15 protein-coding genes are annotated in these 16,959 nt (G+C 70.2%); 12 read left to right on the top strand and 3 right to left on the bottom strand.

Annotated elements, in window-relative coordinates; translation table 11 throughout:
- Window positions 1-25: 25 nt before the first annotated feature.
- The 10 genes from ACIBF7_RS19635 to araA all read left to right on the top strand — a co-directional run bounded on the left by ACIBF7_RS19635 (window position 26) and on the right by araA (window position 12,599).
- Window positions 26-1,531, top strand: coding sequence for a sugar ABC transporter ATP-binding protein (locus ACIBF7_RS19635; RefSeq protein WP_271277124.1), 1,506 nt, complete (start codon window positions 26-28; stop codon window positions 1,529-1,531).
- Window positions 1,531-2,544, top strand: a complete 1,014-nt coding sequence (locus ACIBF7_RS19630) for an ABC transporter permease (protein WP_148030073.1) — start codon at window positions 1,531-1,533, stop codon at window positions 2,542-2,544. The genes ACIBF7_RS19635 and ACIBF7_RS19630 overlap by 1 nt, the downstream gene beginning before the upstream one ends.
- A complete protein-coding gene (gene yjfF, locus ACIBF7_RS19625) occupies window positions 2,541-3,527 on the top strand; it encodes a galactofuranose ABC transporter, permease protein YjfF (protein ID WP_148030074.1) in 987 nt (328 codons plus the stop codon). Before ACIBF7_RS19630 ends, yjfF begins: the two co-directional genes overlap by 4 nt.
- A 197-nt stretch (window positions 3,528-3,724) precedes the next feature.
- Complete coding sequence (gene chvE, locus ACIBF7_RS19620; RefSeq protein WP_271277123.1) at window positions 3,725-4,843, top strand: multiple monosaccharide ABC transporter substrate-binding protein; 1,119 nt, start codon at window positions 3,725-3,727, stop codon at window positions 4,841-4,843.
- A 59-nt stretch (window positions 4,844-4,902) separates the two neighbouring features.
- Entirely contained in the window at window positions 4,903-6,444 is a 1,542-nt protein-coding gene (gene mmsA, locus ACIBF7_RS19615; RefSeq protein WP_271277122.1) for a multiple monosaccharide ABC transporter ATP-binding protein, read from the top strand.
- A gap of 6 nt (window positions 6,445-6,450) precedes the next feature.
- Complete coding sequence (gene mmsB / locus ACIBF7_RS19610; RefSeq protein WP_222708857.1) at window positions 6,451-7,713, top strand: multiple monosaccharide ABC transporter permease; 1,263 nt, start codon at window positions 6,451-6,453, stop codon at window positions 7,711-7,713.
- Between the two features lie 73 nt (window positions 7,714-7,786).
- Window positions 7,787-8,779 carry a LacI family DNA-binding transcriptional regulator gene (locus tag ACIBF7_RS19605; protein ID WP_271277128.1) on the top strand — a complete coding sequence of 331 codons (993 nt, stop codon included), beginning with the start codon at window positions 7,787-7,789 and terminating at the stop codon, window positions 8,777-8,779.
- A 69-nt stretch (window positions 8,780-8,848) separates the two neighbouring features.
- A complete protein-coding gene (gene araB, locus ACIBF7_RS19600) occupies window positions 8,849-10,504 on the top strand; it encodes a ribulokinase (protein ID WP_271277127.1) in 1,656 nt (551 codons plus the stop codon).
- A complete protein-coding gene (locus tag ACIBF7_RS19595) occupies window positions 10,501-11,148 on the top strand; it encodes an L-ribulose-5-phosphate 4-epimerase (protein WP_148030078.1) in 648 nt (215 codons plus the stop codon). Before araB ends, ACIBF7_RS19595 begins: the two co-directional genes overlap by 4 nt.
- The gene (araA, locus tag ACIBF7_RS19590) at window positions 11,145-12,599 is read left to right on the top strand and encodes an L-arabinose isomerase (RefSeq protein WP_148030079.1); all 1,455 of its coding nucleotides are present in this window, start codon (window positions 11,145-11,147) and stop codon (window positions 12,597-12,599) included. The genes ACIBF7_RS19595 and araA overlap by 4 nt, the downstream gene beginning before the upstream one ends.
- 41 nt (window positions 12,600-12,640) lie before the next feature.
- Here the strand turns inward: araA and ACIBF7_RS19585 are convergent, their stop codons facing one another.
- Window positions 12,641-14,017 carry a DHA2 family efflux MFS transporter permease subunit gene (locus ACIBF7_RS19585; RefSeq protein WP_271277121.1) on the bottom strand — a complete coding sequence of 459 codons (1,377 nt, stop codon included), beginning with the start codon at window positions 14,015-14,017 and terminating at the stop codon, window positions 12,641-12,643.
- An 80-nt stretch (window positions 14,018-14,097) separates the two neighbouring features.
- Between ACIBF7_RS19585 and ACIBF7_RS19580 the strand changes: the two genes are divergently transcribed.
- Window positions 14,098-14,712: a TetR/AcrR family transcriptional regulator gene (locus tag ACIBF7_RS19580; RefSeq protein WP_271277120.1), complete on the top strand. Its 615-nt coding sequence runs from the start codon at window positions 14,098-14,100 to the stop codon at window positions 14,710-14,712.
- A gap of 111 nt (window positions 14,713-14,823) precedes the next feature.
- Here the strand turns inward: ACIBF7_RS19580 and ACIBF7_RS19575 are convergent, their stop codons facing one another.
- Complete coding sequence (locus ACIBF7_RS19575; protein WP_397197748.1) at window positions 14,824-15,393, bottom strand: hypothetical protein; 570 nt, start codon at window positions 15,391-15,393, stop codon at window positions 14,824-14,826.
- A 252-nt stretch (window positions 15,394-15,645) separates the two neighbouring features.
- Between ACIBF7_RS19575 and ACIBF7_RS19570 the strand changes: the two genes are divergently transcribed.
- Window positions 15,646-15,942: a hypothetical protein gene (locus ACIBF7_RS19570; RefSeq protein WP_271277118.1), complete on the top strand. Its 297-nt coding sequence runs from the start codon at window positions 15,646-15,648 to the stop codon at window positions 15,940-15,942.
- Between the two features lie 28 nt (window positions 15,943-15,970).
- On the opposite strand, the gene ACIBF7_RS19565 is transcribed toward ACIBF7_RS19570, so the two are convergent.
- On the bottom strand, window positions 15,971-16,948 hold the full coding sequence (locus ACIBF7_RS19565) for a threonine/serine dehydratase (RefSeq protein WP_271277117.1): 978 nt from the start codon (window positions 16,946-16,948) through the stop codon (window positions 15,971-15,973).
- Window positions 16,949-16,959 lie beyond the last annotated feature (11 nt).

Below are 16,959 nucleotides of genomic sequence, written 5' to 3'. Positions count from 1 at the left end.
CGGTCGGGAAGGGAGGGGGCGCCGGATGGACGCACCCGCGCCGATCCTGCGGATGAGCGGGATCGGCAAAGAGTTCCCGGGCGTGCGCGCCCTCGACCGCGTGGACCTGCGGCTGCTGCCCGGCGAGGTGCACGCGCTCATGGGCGAGAACGGCGCGGGCAAGTCCACCCTGATCAAGGTGCTGACCGGCGTGCACACCGCCGACGAGGGCGCCGTCGAGCTGGCCGGGAATCCCGTCGCCTTCGGCAGCCCGCTGGAGGCCAGGCAGGCCGGGATCAGCACCGTCTACCAGGAGGTCAACCTCTGCACGAACCTGTCGGTGGCCGAGAACATCCTCATCGGCCGCGAGCCGCGCCGCTTCGGGCGCATCGACTGGCAGCGGATGCGGGCCCGCGCCCGGGAGTTGCTGGCGCGGATGGACCTGGACCTGGACGTCTCGGCGCCGCTGTCGTCGTACTCGCTGGCCATCCAGCAGATGGTGGCCATCGCCCGCGCGCTCGACGTCGAGGCCCGCGTGCTCATCCTGGACGAGCCCACCTCCAGCCTGGACGCCGACGAGGTGGGCCAGCTCTTCCAGGTGATGCGCAGGCTCAAGGACGAGGGCATCGCCATCCTGTTCGTCACGCACTTCCTGGACCAGGTGTACGAGATCTCCGACCGGATGACGATCCTGCGCAACGGGCGGCTGGTGGGGGAGTACCTCACCCGCGAGCTCAGCCAGGTCGAGCTGGTCGCCAAGATGATCGGCCAGGAGCTGGAGGCGCTCGACAAGCTGCACGGCGAGGCGAGGAGCTTCGCCACGCCGCTGGTCGAGGCCCGCGATCTGGGCCGGCCGGGCGCGATCGAGCCGTTCACGCTGACCATCCACGAGGGCCAGGTGGTCGGGCTCGCCGGGCTGCTCGGCTCCGGCCGCACCGAGGTGGCCCGGCTGCTGTTCGGCGCCGACCACGCCGCCGGGCAGCTCTCGATCGGCGGCGAGCCGGTCACACTGCGCACGCCCAGGGCCGCGATGGGCCACAAGATCGCCTTCTGCTCGGAGAACCGCAAGCGCGACGGCCTCATCGAGGACCTCACCGTCCGCGAGAACATCGTCCTCGCCCTTCAGGCCACCCGCGGCTGGACCAGGCCGGTGCCCCGCGAGCAGCAGGACGAGCTGGTGGACAAGTACGTCAAGGCGCTGCGGATCAGCCCGCCCAACCCGGAGATCCCGGTGCGCAACCTCAGCGGCGGCAACCAGCAGAAGGTGCTGCTGGCCCGCTGGCTGATCCTTGAGCCGCGGCTGCTCATCCTCGACGAGCCCACCCGCGGCATCGACGTGGGCGCCAAGACGGAGATCCAGCGGCTGGTCGCCGAGCTGTCCGGTGGCGGCGTGGCGGTGCTGTTCATCTCCGCCGAGCTGGAGGAGGTGCTGAGGCTCAGCCACAAGGTCGCGGTGCTGCGCGACCGCCGGATGATCGCCGAGCTGCCCAACGACGACGAGCTGACCAAGGACGTGATCATGGAGACCATCGCGAGCGGAGGCAGGACCTGATGCGCCGTCTGCTCTGGCCGATCCTGGTCCTGGCCGCGCTGTTACTGGTCAACCTGATCTTCACGCCGGGCTTCTTCTCCATCCAGCTCCGCGAGGGCCACCTGTACGGGAGCCTCATCGACATCCTGCGGTTCGGCGCGCCGCTGATCCTGGTGTCGCTGGGCATGACGCTGGTCATCGCGACCGGCGGCATCGACCTGTCGGTCGGCTCGATCGTGGCCATCTCGGGGGCGCTCGCCTGCCTGCAGATCAGCCAGGACCAGGGCCTGTTCGCGGCCGTGGCGCTGGCGCTCGGCCTGTGCACGCTGCTCGGCGCCTGGAACGGGTTCCTGGTCGCGGCGGTCGGCATCCAGCCGATCATCGCCACCCTGATCCTCATGGTGGCCGGGCGCGGCCTGGCCCAGCTCATCACCGACGGGCAGATCATCACCGTCAACGACCCCGCCTTCAAGCTCATCGGCGGCGGCTACCTGCTGACGGTGCCGTTCGGCATCCTCATCGTGATCGCCGTGCTGGCGATCACCGCGTTCCTCACCCGGCGGCTGGCCCTCGGCATGCTCATCGAGTCGGTCGGCGGCAACGCGGAGGCGAGCCGGCTGGCCGGCATCCGGGCGCGCGGGATCATCGTCATGGTGTACGCGTTCGCCGCCCTGTGCGCTGGCGTGGCCGGCCTCATGATCAGCTCGAACGTGTCCAGCGCCGACGGCAACAACGCCGGCCTGTGGATCGAGCTGGACGCCATCCTGGCCGTGGTGATCGGCGGCACGTCGCTGGCCGGCGGCCGGTTCTCGCTCGGCGGCACGGTGATCGGCGCGCTGATCATCCAGACGCTGACCACGACGATCTACTCCATCGGCGTGCCGCCGGAGACCACGCTGCTGTTCAAGGCGCTCGTGGTGACCGCGGTCTGCCTGATCCAGTCGCAGGCCTTCCGCGACAAGGTGTTCCACCGGCGCGGCCGGGCCGCTCCACCCCGCCCCGTGACCGAGGAGAAAGTACGGGTGAGCACATGACGACGCTCAGCCTCGGCGGGGGCAGGACGATCCCCGCCAAGTACGTGCCGGTGCTGGTGACGGCCTGCCTGTTCGTCGCCATGTTCGTGGCGGGCGGCATCCGCTACGAGGGGTTCGCCACCGGGCAGATCGTGCTGAACGTCTTCATCGACAACGCCTTCCTGCTGATCGTGGCGGTCGGGATGACGTTCGTGATCCTCACCGGCGGCATCGACCTGTCGGTGGGCTCGGTGGTGGCGCTGTCGACGATGATCGCGGCGAGCCTGATGACCGGGCCGGGCTGGCCGCCGTACGTGGTGGTGCCGCTGGTGCTGCTCGTCGGCTCGGCACTGGGCCTGGTGATGGGCTACCTGATCCACGCCTTCGACATCCAGCCGTTCATCGTCACGCTGGCCGGGATGTTCCTGGCCAGGGGGCTGTGCTACACGATCGGCACCGAGTCCATCCCGATCACCGACCCCACGTTCACCGCGTTCGCGCAGACCAGGATCGACCTGGTCGCCGACATGTGGATCTCGCCGAGTGTGATCATCGCGGCGGTGGTGGTGCTGGTGGCCGCGTACGTGCTGCACTACACGCGGCTGGGCCGGGCGGTCTACGCCACCGGCGGCAGCGAGCAGTCGGCGCTGCTCATGGGCCTGCCCGTGGGCCGCACGAAGGTGGCGGTCTACACGATCTCCGGCTTCTGCTCGGCGCTCGGCGGCGTGGTGCTGTCGTTCTACATGCTCTCCGGGTACGGGCTGCACGCGGTCGGCATGGAGCTGGACGCGATCGCGGCGGTGGTCATCGGCGGCACCCTGCTCACGGGCGGAACCGGCTTCCTGCTGGGCACCGTGCTGGGTGTGCTGGTGCTCGGCCTCATCCAGACCGTCCTCAGTTTCGAGGGCACGCTGAGCTCCTGGTGGACCAAGATCGTCATCGGCATGCTGCTGTTCGCCTTCATCCTGCTGCAGCGGTTGTTCTCGGCCCGAACACGGTCCTGACCTGCGAGGAGCGTGCATGTGAACGTTACCAGGAGGTTACGCTCAGATGTTGACACCATGGTTGTTAGCGATAACAATCCTGGTCAACGGATGCGAGTTTTGTTCTGGTTCATCCCCCCTTGTGGTGAACCGTTTCGTTCATGGGCAGCCTTGGCGACTCGCGCTGCCGTGATCTTTCAAGCGAGGAGACACACACGATGAGGTTGGGACGGATCGGAGGCGTGGTCACCGCGATCGCGCTCGCCGCCACCATGACGGCCTGCGGCTCCAGCCAGAAGACCGTCGACGCCGAGGCGTCCTCCGGCGCGGCCGACGGCAACGCCGGCGCGCTGGTCGGCGTCACCATGCCGACCAAGTCGTCGGAGCGGTGGATCCACGACGGCGACAACGTCAAGAAGCAGCTTGAGGCGCTCGGCTACCAGGTCGACCTGCAGTACGCCGAGAACGACATCCCCACCCAGGCCAACCAGATCGAGAACCAGATCACCAAGGGCGCCAAGCTCCTGATCGTGGCCTCGATCGACGGCACGGCGCTCACCTCCCAGCTCCAGCAGGCGGCGGACAACAGCATCCCGGTCATCGCCTACGACCGGCTGATCCGTAACAGCCCGAACGTCGACTACTACGCCACCTTCGACAACTTCAAGGTCGGCGTCCAGCAGGCCACCTCCCTGCTCCAGGGCCTCGGCGTGGACAAGGGCGAGAAGGGCCCGTTCAACGTCGAGCTGTTCGGCGGCTCGCCCGACGACAACAACGCCACGTTCTTCTGGAACGGCGCCATGTCGATCCTCCAGCCGAAGATCGACGACGGCACTCTCGTGGTGAAGAGCGGCCAGACCGACTTCAAGACCGCCGCGATCCTCCGCTGGGACCCGGCCACCGCGCAGCGGCGCATGGAGGACATCCTCACCAAGACCTACACCGGCGACACCAAGGTCGACGGCGTGCTCTCCCCGTACGACGGCCTGTCCATCGGCATCCTGTCGGCGCTCAAGAGCAGCGGCTACGGCACCAGCGGCCAGCCCTACCCGGTCGTGACCGGCCAGGACGCCGAGCTCGCCTCGGTCAAGTCGATCATCGCCGACGAGCAGTACTCGACGATCTTCAAGGACACCCGCAAGCTCGCCGAGACCACCGTCAAGATGGCCGACGCCGTGCTCAAGGGCCAGAAGCCCGAGGTGAACAACGAGAAGGACTACGACAACGGCAACAAGGTCGTTCCCTCGTACCTGCTCGAGCCGGTGATCGTCGACAAGACCAACTACGAAGAGATCATCATCGGCGGCGACTACTACACCGAGGACCAGCTCAAGTAGGCGCCGGCGCTCCGGGGGACGGCCCGTCCCCCGGAGCCCCTGACCGAGGGGCTTCGACCATGACCGATCACATTCTGCGGATGACCGGGATCACCAAGACGTTTCCCGGCGTCAAGGCGCTCCAGGACGTCAACCTGTCCGTGCGGCGCGGCGAGATCCACGCCATCTGCGGCGAGAACGGCGCCGGCAAGTCGACGCTGATGAAGGTGCTGTCCGGCGTCTACCCGCACGGCACGTACGAGGGAGACATCCACTTCGACGGGGAGCGGTGCGCGTTCGGCGGCATCCGCGACAGCGAGCACGCCGGCATCGTCATCATCCACCAGGAGCTGGCGCTCAGCCCGCAGCTGTCGATCGCCGAGAACGTCTTCCTCGGCAACGAGCGCGCCAAGCGCGGCGTCATCGACTGGAACCGCACCAACTACGAGGCCGGCCTGCTGATGAAGCGGGTGGGCCTGCGGGAGAACCCGACCACCGTCGTCTCCGACATCGGCGTCGGCAAGCAGCAGCTCGTGGAGATCGCCAAGGCGCTGTCGAAGGAGGTGAAGCTGCTCATCCTCGACGAGCCCACCGCGGCGCTCAACGACGACGACTCCGCGCACCTGCTCGACCTGCTGCGCGGGCTGCGCGACGAGGGCATCACCTGCGTGATCATCTCCCACAAGCTGAACGAGGTCACCGCGATCGCCGACTCCGTCACGATCATCCGCGACGGCCGCACCATCGAGACGCTCGACATGGCCGCCGACGAGGTGACCGAGGACCGGATCATCTCCGGGATGGTCGGCCGCGCCCTCGACAACCGCTTCCCCCCGCACGAGCCGAAGATCGGCGAGGAGGCGCTGCGCATCGAGGACTGGACCGTCCACAGCCCCAGCCAGCCCGGCCGCAAGGTCGTCGACGGCGCCTCGCTCACGCTGCGCCGCGGGGAGATCGTCGGACTGGCCGGCCTCATGGGCGCCGGGCGCACCGAGCTGGCGATGAGCGTCTTCGGCCGCACGTACGGGGTCAACATCTCCGGCAAGATCTTCAAGAACGGCCGGCCGGTCGAGATCCGCACCGTGCAGGACGCGATCAGGCACGGCCTGGCCTACGCCACCGAGGACCGCAAGCGGTACGGGCTCAACCTCATCGAGGACATCAAGCGCAACGTCTCCGCCGCCGGCCTGAGCGGGCTGTCCCGGCGCGGCTGGGTGAACGAGCACGAGGAGTACGCGGTCGCCGAGCGCTTCCACAAGAGCATGAATATCAAGGCGCCCAGCGTGTCGAGCGTCGTCGGCAAGCTGAGCGGCGGCAACCAGCAGAAGGTCGTGCTCTCCAAGTGGATCCTCACCGAGCCCGACGTGCTCATCCTCGACGAGCCCACCCGGGGCATCGACGTCGGCGCCAAGTACGAGATCTACACGATCATCAACCGGCTGGCCGACGAGGGCAAGGCGGTGCTGGTGATCTCCTCGGAGCTGCCGGAGCTGCTGGGCCTGTGCGACCGCGTCTACGCGCTCTCCGAGGGGCGCATCACCGGTGAGCTGCCGCGAGGGGAAGCCACGCAGGAACGCCTCATGCAACTGATGACCCAAGCAACGACCACGGGACAGGAGTAGGTCCAGATGAGCAGCACCACGCCCGCCGCCGTGGCGGCCGGCGCCACGGGCGGCGAACCGGAAGAGCCGAAGCGGCCCGGCCGCGTCTCTCTGGGCGGACTCTCGCTCAACCTGCGGTCGAGCGGCATCTACATCGCGTTCGCGCTGATCGTCGCGCTGTTCTCGGTCCTCACCGACGGCGCGCTCCTCACGCCGCAGAACATCTCGAACATCATCGTCCAGAACTCCTACATCCTGATCCTCGCCATCGGGATGATCCTGGTCATCATCGCCGGGCACATCGACCTGTCGGTCGGCTCGGTGGTGGCGGTCACCGGCGCGATCTCGGCCGTGCTCATGGTCAACATGGGCGTGCCATGGCCGCTGGCCCTGCTGATCACGATCGCGGCGGGCGCCCTCATCGGGGCCTGGCAGGGCTACTGGGTGGCCTACTTCGGCATCCCGGCGTTCATCGTGACGCTGGCGGGCATGCTGCTGTTCCGCGCGCTCACCCTGACCGTGCTCGGCAACCAGGGCATCGGCCCGTTCCCCGACCAGGTCCGCACCCTGGCCAACGGGTTCACCAGCGGCTATCTCGGCAACGTCGGGCTCGGCCCGCTGGGCGGCGCCGACCTGTTCAGCCTGCTGGTCGCGCTGGTCGCCATCGCGGGCATGGTCGTCTCGCAGTGGCGCACCCGGACGGCCAGGGCGGGTTACGGGCAGGCCGTGGAGCCGTTCGCGGTGTTCGTGGTCAAGATGGCCGCGGGGGCCGCGCTCATCCTGTTCCTGGTCGTGCAGCTCGCCCGGTTCAAGAACCTGCCCTGGGTGCTGGTGCTGCTCGCGGTGCTGGTGCTGGGCTACTCGCTGCTGGCCAACAAGACCGTGTTCGGCCGGCAGATCTACGCGATCGGCGGCAACCTGCAGGCCGCGGTCATGTCCGGCGTCAAGGTCAAGAAGGTCGTCTTCTGGATCTTCGTCAACATGGGCGTGCTGGCGGCCATCGCCGGCGTCATCTTCGCCGGCCGGCTCAACCAGGCGGGACCCACCGCGGGCAACATGTTCGAGCTCGACGCGATCGCCGCGGCCTTCATCGGCGGCGCGGCCGTCCAGGGCGGCGTCGGCAAGGTGGTCGGGGCCATCACCGGCGGTCTCATCATGGCCGTGATCAACAACGGCATGTCCTTGATCGGCTCGCCGAGTGAGCGGGTCATGCTCGTCAAGGGCCTCGTGCTGCTGGCCGCCGTCGCCTTCGACGTGTGGACCAAGCGCCGCGCGGGCGCCGCCGCCTGATCGTCCGCCCGCTCGTCCGTACCGCTGGAAAGGAGAGACCGTGGTAGCGCCATCCAAGCGCCGCCCTCCGGTGATGGCCGACGTGGCCAGGGAGGCCGGCGTGTCGCACCAGACGGTCTCCCGGGTGCTCAACGACCATCCCAACGTCCGGCCCGACACCAGGGCCCGGGTGGAGGAGGCGATCACCAGGCTCGGCTACCGCCGCAACCTGGCCGCCCGCGCCCTGGTCACCAAGCGGTCGCGGATGCTCGGCGTGGTCAGCTTCGACACCACGCTCTACGGACCGGCCAGCACGATCTACGGCATCGAGCAGGCGGCCAGGACGGCCGGCTACTTCGTGAGCATCGTGAGCCTGAAGACGCTCGACGTCGACAGCGTCCGCGACGCCATCGACTACCTGTCCGAGCAGGGCGTGGACGGGGTCGTGGTGGTGGCGCCGCGGCGCTCGGCGGGCCCGGCGCTGGAGAGCCTGCCGTCGGGCACCCCGGCGGTGGCGGTCGAGGGCACCCTGCGCGGCGACGTCTCGGTGGTCTGCATCGACCAGGCCGAGGGCGCCAGGCTCGCCACCCGGCACCTGCTGGAGCTGGGCCACCGGACCGTCCACCACGTCACCGGCCCGCCCGACTGGCTGGAGACCGAGGGGCGGCTGGAGGGCTGGCGGGCCGCGCTGGAGGAGGCGGGCCGGCCGGTGCCCGAGCCGCTGCCCGGCGACTGGAGCCCGCACGCCGGCTACGCGGCCGGCCGGATCCTGGCCGCGATGGACGGCGTCACCGCCGTCTTCGCGGCCAACGACCAGATGGCGCTGGGCGTGCTGCGCGCGCTCTCCGAGGAAGGAGTGAAGGTACCCGACCAGATCAGCGTCGTGGGCTTCGACGACATCCCCGAGTCGGCGTTCTTCTCGCCCCCGCTCACCACGGTCAGGCAGGACTTCGACCAGGTGGGCAGGCACTGCATCGAGGTGCTGCTCCGGCAGCTCGACGCGGGGGCGGGCACGTGTGAGCGCCTCGTCGTGCCGCCCGGTTTCGTCGTCAGGTCCAGCACGGCTGCCGCCGCGCGGGTGCCGTGATATATGCCGTGTTATATCGCAAGGCCCCGTACGAATCCCCTGGAGATCAGTGTGAACGCTAACAAGTTCGTGGTCGGAGTGGACTTCGGCACGCTGTCCGGGCGTGCCGTCGTCGTCCGCGTGTCCGACGGCGCTGAGCTCGGCAGCGCCGTCCACGAGTACGCGCACGGCGTCATCGAGCGGGAGCTGCCCGGCTCCGGCGTGCGGCTCGGCCCCGACTGGGCGCTGCAGTCGCCGCAGGACTGGATCGACGTGCTCCGCGTGGCCGTGCCCGGCGCCCTCGCCGCGGCGGGCGTCCAGGCCGACGACGTGATCGGCATCGGCACCGACTTCACCGCTTGCACCGTGCTGCCCGCCACCGCCGACGGCACCCCCCTCTGCTTCCACACTCCCGAACGGCCGCACGCCTGGCCCAAGCTGTGGAAGCACCATGCCGCCCAGGCGCACGCAGACCGGATCAACGAGCTGGCGGCCCGGCGCGGGGAGAGCTGGCTGCCCCGGTACGGCGGCAAGATCTCCTCCGAGTGGGAGTTCGCCAAGGCGCTGCAGGTCCTGGAGGAGGACCCGGAGACGTACGCCGCGGCCGACCGGTGGATCGAGGCCGCCGACTGGATCATCTGGCAGCTCACCGGGGTGGAGAGCCGCAACATCTGCACCGCCGGATACAAGGGGATATTTCAGGACGACGGCTACCCGTCCGAGGAGTTCCTCGCCGAGCTGAACCCCGGCTTCTCCGGCTTCGCCGCCAAGCTCGCCACCGGACAGGTCGGCGAGAAGACCGGCGGCGTCACGCTCGCCCCGCTCGGCGGCCTCGCCGGCCCCCTGTCCGCCGAGGCGGCCGCCTGGACCGGCCTGCCCGAGGGCATCGCCGTCGCCGTGGGCAACGTCGACGCGCACGTCACCGCGGCCGCCGCCGACGCCGTCAGGCCCGGCCAGATGGTCGCCATCATGGGCACCTCCACCTGCCACATCATGCCCAGCGACCGGCTCGCCGAGGTGCCCGGCATGTGCGGCGTCGTACGCGACGGCATCGTGCCCGGCCTGTGGGGGTACGAGGCCGGCCAGTCGGCCGTGGGCGACATCTTCGCCTGGTTCGCCGACGCCCACGTCCCCGCCGGGTACGCGGAGGCGGCGGCGGCCCAGGGCATGAACGCGCACGAGTACCTGACCTCGCTGGCCGAGCAGCAGGCCGTCGGACAGCACGGCCTGGTCGCGCTCGACTGGTTCGGCGGCAACCGCTCCGTGCTCGTCGACCACAACCTGTCCGGCGTCATCGTCGGCCAGACCCTCGCCACCCGGCCCGAGGACGTCTACCGGGCGCTCATCGAGTCCACCGCGTTCGGCGCCCGCATGATCGTGGAGACCTTCGAACAGGCCGGAGTCCCGGTCGAGGAGTTCGTCGTGGCCGGCGGCCTGCTGAAGAACCGCTTCCTCATGCAGGTCTACGCCGACGTGCTGCGCCGCCCGCTGTCGGCCATCGGCTCCGACCAGGGCCCGGCGCTCGGCTCGGCCATCCACGCCGCCGTCGCGGCCGGGGTCTACGCCGACATCGAGAAGGCCGCCGCCGCCATGGGCAAGCGCACCGAGGCCGCGTACGTGCCCGACCAGACCAGGGCCGACGCCTACGACCGGCTGTACGCCGAATACCGCAACCTGCACGACCACTTCGGAGACGGACGCATGCTGCACACCCTGCGCGCCATCAGGAACGAGGCCGCCTCATGAGGACCACGGTCGCCTCCCTGCACGCGGAACTGGTCCGCTACGGCCTCGTCGCCTGGACCGCCGGGAACGTCTCCGGCCGCGTTCCCGGCGAGGACCTGTTCGTCATCAAGCCCTCCGGCGTCTCCTACGACGAGCTGACCCCGGAGAGCATGGTCGTCTGCGACCTCGACGGCAACCTCGTCGAGGGCGACCACGCGCCGTCCAGCGACACCGCCGCGCACGCGTACGTCTACCGCCACATGCCGCACGTCGGCGGCGTCGTGCACACCCACTCCACCTACGCCTCGGCGTGGGCGGCCAGGGGCGAGCCGATCCCGTGCGTGCTGACCGCGATGGCCGACGAGTTCGGCGGCGACATCCCGGTGGGACCGTTCGCGCTGATCGGCGACGACTCCATCGGCCAGGGCATCGTGGCCACGCTCGACGGCCACCGCTCGCCCGCCGTGCTCATGCGGAACCACGGCGTCTTCACCATCGGCAAGGACCCCAAGGCGGCGGTGAAGGCGGCGGTGATGTGCGAGGACGTCGCCCGCACCGTCCACGTCGCCAGGCAGCTCGGCGAGCCTCTGCCGATCAAGCCGGAGCACATCGACCGCCTGTACGACCGCTACCAGAACGTCTACGGACAGAGGAGTCCACGTTGAACATCTGGTTTCTGACCGGCAGCCAGGGGCTGTACGGGGAAGACACGCTGCGGCAGGTGGCCGAGCAGTCGCGGCGCATCGCCGAGGCGCTGCCGGTGCCCGTGCAGTGGAAGCCGGTCCTGACCGACGCGGCCGCCATCCGGCGCGTGATGCTGGAGGCGAACGCCGACGACACCTGCGCCGGCGTGATCGCGTGGATGCACACGTTCTCCCCGGCGAAGATGTGGATCGCCGGCCTGGACGCGCTCCGCAAGCCGCTGCTCCACCTGCACACGCAGGCCAACGTGGAGCTGCCGTGGGCGAGCATCGACATGGACTTCATGAACCTCAACCAGGCCGCGCACGGCGACCGCGAGTTCGGGTACGCCCAGACCCGGCTCGGGGTGGCCCGCAAGACCGTGGCCGGGCACGTCAGCGACCCGGCCGTGGCCGAGCGCGTCCTGTCCTGGGTGCGCGCGGCCTCCGGCCTGGCCGAGCTGCGCACGCTCAAGCTGGCCAGGTTCGGCGACAACATGCGCGACGTGGCCGTCACCGAGGGCGACAAGGTGGAGGCCCAGCTCCGCTTCGGCGTCTCGGTCAACACCTACGGGGTGAACGACCTGGTCGAGGCCGTCGACGCGGCCGCCGACGCCGACGTCGACAAGCTGATCAAGGAGTACGAGGAGCTCTACCGGGTGGCGCCCGAGCTGCTCGGCGAACGGCGCGAGTCGCTGCGCTACGCGGCCAGGATCGAGCTGGGCCTGCGCCACTTCCTGGAGAGCGGCGGCTTCAAGGCGTTCACCACCAACTTCGAGGACCTCGGCGGGCTGCGCCAGCTGCCCGGCCTGGCGGTGCAGCGGCTCATGGCCGACGGCTACGGCTTCGGCGGCGAGGGCGACTGGAAGACGTCCGTGCTGCTGCGCACCCTCAAGGCGATGGCGCCCGGCGGCACCTCGTTCATGGAGGACTACACCTACCACCTGACGCCGGGCGAGGAGCTCATCCTCGGCGCCCACATGCTGGAGGTCTGCCCGACGATCGCCTCCGGCACCCCGTCGTGCGAGATCCACCCGCTGGGCATCGGCGGCCGGGAGGACCCGGTCCGGCTCGTGTTCGACGCCACGCCCGGGCCGGGCGTCGTGGTCGGCCTGGCGGACATGGGGGACCGGTTCCGGCTGGTGGCCAACGAGATCGACCTGGTCGCGCCGCCGCAGCCGCTGCCCGCGCTGCCGGTCGCCCGCGCGGTCTGGCAGCCCCGCCCGAACCTGCGCACCTCGGCCGAGGCCTGGCTCACCGCCGGCGCCCCGCACCACACGGTGCTGTCCACGGCCGTCGGGGTCGAGGAGCTGACGGACCTGTCCGAGATGCTCGGCGTCGAGCTCCTCGTCATCGACGCCGACACCACCCCGCGCCAGTTCGCCAAGGAGATCCGCTGGAACCAGGCGTACTACCGCCTGGCCCAGGGGTTCTGACGTCTTTCCTCCGGCCACCGCTTCCCGGGGCGGTGGCCGCGTCAGGCTGATCCCGTCCGCTCCGGGGCCGCCCGTGCCTCGGGGGCCGGGCGGCCGGGGAGCAGGGGGGCCGCCGCCAGGATCACGACGACCATCGCGAGGGCGAACCAGAAGACGCCGCGCAGCCCGCGTTGCGGATCGCCCGCGGTCTGCACGATGAGCGTGACCACCGCGATGCCCAGCGCCGCGCCGAGCTGGTTCAGCATGTACAGCACGGCGCTGCCCTGCGGGATCAGCGGCGCGGGCAGCAGCCGGTAGAGCGAGCCCATCGTCGGAGCGCCGACGAAGCCCAGCCCGAGCCCCATGGCGCAGCCCGCGAGCACCGGCCACGCCCACCCGGTCTCGGGACCGACCCGGGTGAAGGCCAGCCCGCTGAGCGCCGCCACCGCCGCGCCGCCCAGCGCCAGGCCGCGCGCGCCGAGCCGGTCCGACAGCCGTCCGGCCAGCGGCATCGCCACCGCGGCGCCCGCGCCGACCGGCGCCACCAGCAGCCCGGCGGCCAGCGCGCCCACCCCGTGCACCTGCCGGAAGAACAGCGGCAGCGCGAACAGCGTGGCGAACGTGGCCAGCCCGACCAGCCCCATGACCAACACGGCGGCGCTGAAGGAGCGCCGGGCGAACAGCCGCGGGTCGATCAGCGGCTGTCCACGGCGCGCGTGCAGGCCGTACCCCGCCAGCAGGGCCGTGCCGGCCGCGAGCGGGACGAGCACCTGCCACACCCCGAACGCGGCCTGCTCGGCCGCCTGCGACAGCGCCAGCATGAGCGCCGCGAACCCGGGCGCGAGCAGCACCACGCCGGTCACGTCCAGCCGGGTACGCCGCCCCGCCGGCGGGGCGTCGGCCGGGATCACCCGTAGCGCCAGCAGGTAGGCCACCATCCCGACCGGCACGTTCAGCAGGAACATCCACTGCCAGGAGAACGCCTGCAGCAGCGCGCCGCCGGCCAGCGGCCCGAGCACCGGACCCAGCGACAGCACCACGCCCATCAGCCCCATCACCTGCCCAGCCCGCCGCGGCCCCGCCGCGCGGGCGAGCAGCACGAGCACCAGCGGGTCGAGCACTCCCGCGCCCAGCCCCTGGACCGCACGGAAGGCGATGAGAGCGCCGGTGTCCCAGGCCAGCCCCGCGCCGAGCGACCCGGCGAGGAACACCAGCAGCCCGAACAGCCACAGCCGCCGCGCGCCGAACCGCTCGACGGCCCACGAGGTGACCGGGATGGCGGCGGTCACGGCCAGCAGGAACCCGGTCGACACCCAGCCGACCGCGCTGAGCGACGTGCCGAACGCGGCGGCCAGGGTGTCGATCCCGACGGCGACCATCGTGCTGTTGAGAATGCCGAGCATCCCGCCCAGCAGGACGACCGCGACCAATCGCGACAAATTTGAACTCACTGGTTCAATCTAACAGCCTAGTCAGTAACACTGAACCCATGAGTTCAGTACGCACCTAGAATGACGTCATGCCCACCACCCGTGGCCGCATCGACAAGCGGCAGGCCATCCTCGACGCCGCGATCACCGTCTTCGCCCGTCGCGGCTACGACCAGGCCTGCGTCCAGGAGATCGCCGACGAGGCCGGGGTCGCCAAGCCCACCGTCTACAACCACCTCACCGACAAGGCCACCCTGTTCCGCGAGGCGATGACGGCCGCCGCCGGCACCGCCGTCGCCCGCCACCTGGCCACCCTGGACCGCCTCACCGACCCCGGCGACGACCTCCGCCCGGTCCTCCGGGAAGTGGCGCTCGACCTGCTCCGCTGCCACTGCGACGACCGCTCCCGCGCCGTCCGCCGCCTCCTCCACGCCGAGCTGGCACGCTTCCCCGACCTGCTCTCCCTCGTACGAGGCCCCTCCGGCCACCGCGTCACCGAAGCCCTCGCCGACCGCCTCGCCCGCCTGACCCTCGCGGGCCGCCTGCGCCCGGCCGACCCCTCGACGGCGGCCGAGCAGCTCCTCGCCCTCCTCACCGGCCCCGCCGACCTGCACTGGCCCCTGGAAACCCCCTCGGACGACGACCTCGCCCGCATCGCGGACGCGGCCGTCGACACCTTCCTCCGCGCCTTCGCCCCACAGTGATCAGCCATCCGCGGGCATGAGAAAACCCGGCCCACAAGGAGCCAGGTGGCACACACCCTCAGCCCGCGACGAGCTCGCCTTCTGCCGCCGGGCCGGTGGCGTCCGAGCCGATCAGTTCTCCGTCTTGCCGAGGACGGCCAGGATCTGCCTGAGATGAGACTCCATGCTGTCGAAGCGGGTGTCCATGCGATCGAGGCGGGTGTCTATGCGGTCGAGTCGCTCATCTACTCCGTCCAAGCGGGTGTCTATGCGGTCGAGTCGCTCATCTACTCCGTCCAAACGGGTGTCTATGCGGTCGAGGCGGGCATCGACACTGTCGAGGCGGGTATCCATGCGGTCGAGGCGGGCATCGACGCCGTCGAGGCGGGAATCCAGGTCGGAGAAGCGGTGCTCGAACTTCTCGGTCAGCCGCTGCTCCACCCCCTGCAGATCCTTGCGCGTGGGGAGCGTGGCGTGGCCGGCCATGATCTCGCCGAAGACCGGCTCGGTGTAGTCAAGGATCTCCTTACGGATCGTGCTCGGGAGTTGCTTGACGGCGGTCTTGAGTTCGGCGACGTCGGTCCCGGTGGCGAACACGCGCAATTCCAATCTCTTGACGCGGTCGGCGAGGTGCATACGGTGCCGGGGGGATGACATACGGTAACCATAAGGGTCGGCCACACCGCTGAGCAGCGCAATCACCGTCCACACTCAAAGGGCAAGCCCTCGAACCATAGCCTGCGGGAGATCCGCCTGCGATGCGCCCGTCGCGGGGTCGGTCCAAGGCGCCGGAGAAGCAGGTGTATGTGAGCGCCGGGCACGGGGCGATGCGGCTGTGGGCGTGGGTTGCGAGCGCTAACGTGGGGCCGGTCCTTTGTCATGTCATTGAGTCAGGAGGAGCGCATGTCCCCCCGAACCCTCCAAACGAGAGCCGCCTTAGCTGGTTGTGCCTTGATGTCTCTCACTCTGTCCGCCTGTGGTGCCCCGACCGTTTCGTCTTCTGACATCTGCGGTGAGGCGCGTCCGCTGCTCACGCTGGTGGCCAACAGCGGGCCGCAAGGCTACGCGGCGCGGATGGATGAGTGGCACAAGGTCCTCGACATGGCGAAGAACGCGGAAAACCCAGCGCTTGGCGAGTTCGCGCGGCTCGCCGACGAGCGGTCGCGCAACGACTCGAACTATTACTCGCCCCTGAACCAGATCATGCGCGTCTCCTGCGGGGGTGTGGAGCCCGACATGGACAAGGCCTGACGCTCGCCCGCTGGGCTGCTGCGAGAAGTCAGGACTCGCGGGCAGCCGGGCCGGTCCAGCGGCGGTAGGCGTCCGGGTCGACGTTGCCGCCGCACACGATGGTGACCACGTGCCGGCCGGCGAAGCGGTCACGGTCTTCGAGGATCGCCGCGATGCCGAGCGCGGCCGACGGTTCGACGACGAGGCCGGCATGGTCGAGGAGCAGCCGCATGCCGGCGATGATCGACGTCTCCTGGACGAGGACGGCGTCGTCGGCGACCTGGAGGAGGTCGTCCAGGACGGCCGCGATCGGCAGCCGGCCGGCGACGCCGTCGGCGATGGTGTCGGTCGTCTCGGTGGTGACGACGCGCCGCTGCCGCCAGGAGAGGGTCATCGCCGGCGCGCCCGCGGGCTGGACGCAGATCACCTCGACGCCGGGGGCCAGGTCCTTCACCACGTGGCCCACGCCGGTGGCCAGCGCCCCGCCGCCGAGGGCGATGAGCACGGCGTCGAACGACGGCGCGGCGCCGGCCAGCTCCAGGCCGATGGTCGCCGCGCCCTCGCAGGTCTCGATGTCCAGGCTGTCCTCGACCAGCCGGATCCCCTCGTACCGCGCGATGCCGGCCGCCCGCTCACGAGCCAGGTCGAAGTCACCGTCCACCAGCTCCAGCCTGGCGTCCAGCGCGCGGATCCGATCAAGCTTGGCGGCGGGCGCGAAGCGGGACGCCACGACGGTGACGTCCAACCCCCGGCCGCGACCGGACCAGGCGAGGGCCTGGCCGAGGTTGCCCGCGCTGGCGCACACCACGGCTCGCGAGCCGCCGGCGGCGAGCGCGCTCGTCACGAGTTCGGTGCCGCGGGCCTTGAAGCTCCGGACCGGGTTCGCCGTTTCGAGCTTGACGCTCACCGCGCACCCGAGGCCGGGCTCCAGCGCCTCGCAGCGGTAGAGCGGAGTGTCGAGGAAGATCGGGTCGATCATCTCGCGGGCCGCCCGGATCCGGGCGGTGTCGAGGCGCGTCTCAGGCATGGCACAGCAGC

Origin of the sequence: Nonomuraea sp. NPDC050478 (assembly GCF_044458265.1) — a bacterium.
In the GTDB taxonomy this organism is placed as follows: domain Bacteria; phylum Actinomycetota; class Actinomycetes; order Streptosporangiales; family Streptosporangiaceae; genus Nonomuraea; species Nonomuraea ferruginea.
This window is presented reverse-complemented; position numbering and strand designations above follow the sequence as displayed.

Excerpts from the sequence above, each read along its gene's own strand:
- mmsB (WP_222708857.1), top strand. The coding sequence starts at position 6,451 with ATGAGCAGCACCACGCCCGCCGCCGTGGCGGCCGGCGCCACGGGCGGC.
- yjfF (WP_148030074.1), top strand. The coding sequence starts at position 2,541 with ATGACGACGCTCAGCCTCGGCGGGGGCAGGACGATCCCCGCCAAGTAC.
- ACIBF7_RS19570 (WP_271277118.1), top strand. The coding sequence starts at position 15,646 with ATGTCTCTCACTCTGTCCGCCTGTGGTGCCCCGACCGTTTCGTCTTCT.
- ACIBF7_RS19595 (WP_148030078.1), top strand. The coding sequence starts at position 10,501 with ATGAGGACCACGGTCGCCTCCCTGCACGCGGAACTGGTCCGCTACGGC.
- ACIBF7_RS19630 (WP_148030073.1), top strand. The coding sequence starts at position 1,531 with ATGCGCCGTCTGCTCTGGCCGATCCTGGTCCTGGCCGCGCTGTTACTG.
- ACIBF7_RS19565 (WP_271277117.1), bottom strand. The coding sequence starts at position 16,948 with ATGCCTGAGACGCGCCTCGACACCGCCCGGATCCGGGCGGCCCGCGAG.
- ACIBF7_RS19635 (WP_271277124.1), top strand. The coding sequence starts at position 26 with ATGGACGCACCCGCGCCGATCCTGCGGATGAGCGGGATCGGCAAAGAG.
- mmsA (WP_271277122.1), top strand. The coding sequence starts at position 4,903 with ATGACCGATCACATTCTGCGGATGACCGGGATCACCAAGACGTTTCCC.
- ACIBF7_RS19580 (WP_271277120.1), top strand. The coding sequence starts at position 14,098 with ATGCCCACCACCCGTGGCCGCATCGACAAGCGGCAGGCCATCCTCGAC.
- chvE (WP_271277123.1), top strand. The coding sequence starts at position 3,725 with ATGAGGTTGGGACGGATCGGAGGCGTGGTCACCGCGATCGCGCTCGCC.
- ACIBF7_RS19605 (WP_271277128.1), top strand. The coding sequence starts at position 7,787 with ATGGCCGACGTGGCCAGGGAGGCCGGCGTGTCGCACCAGACGGTCTCC.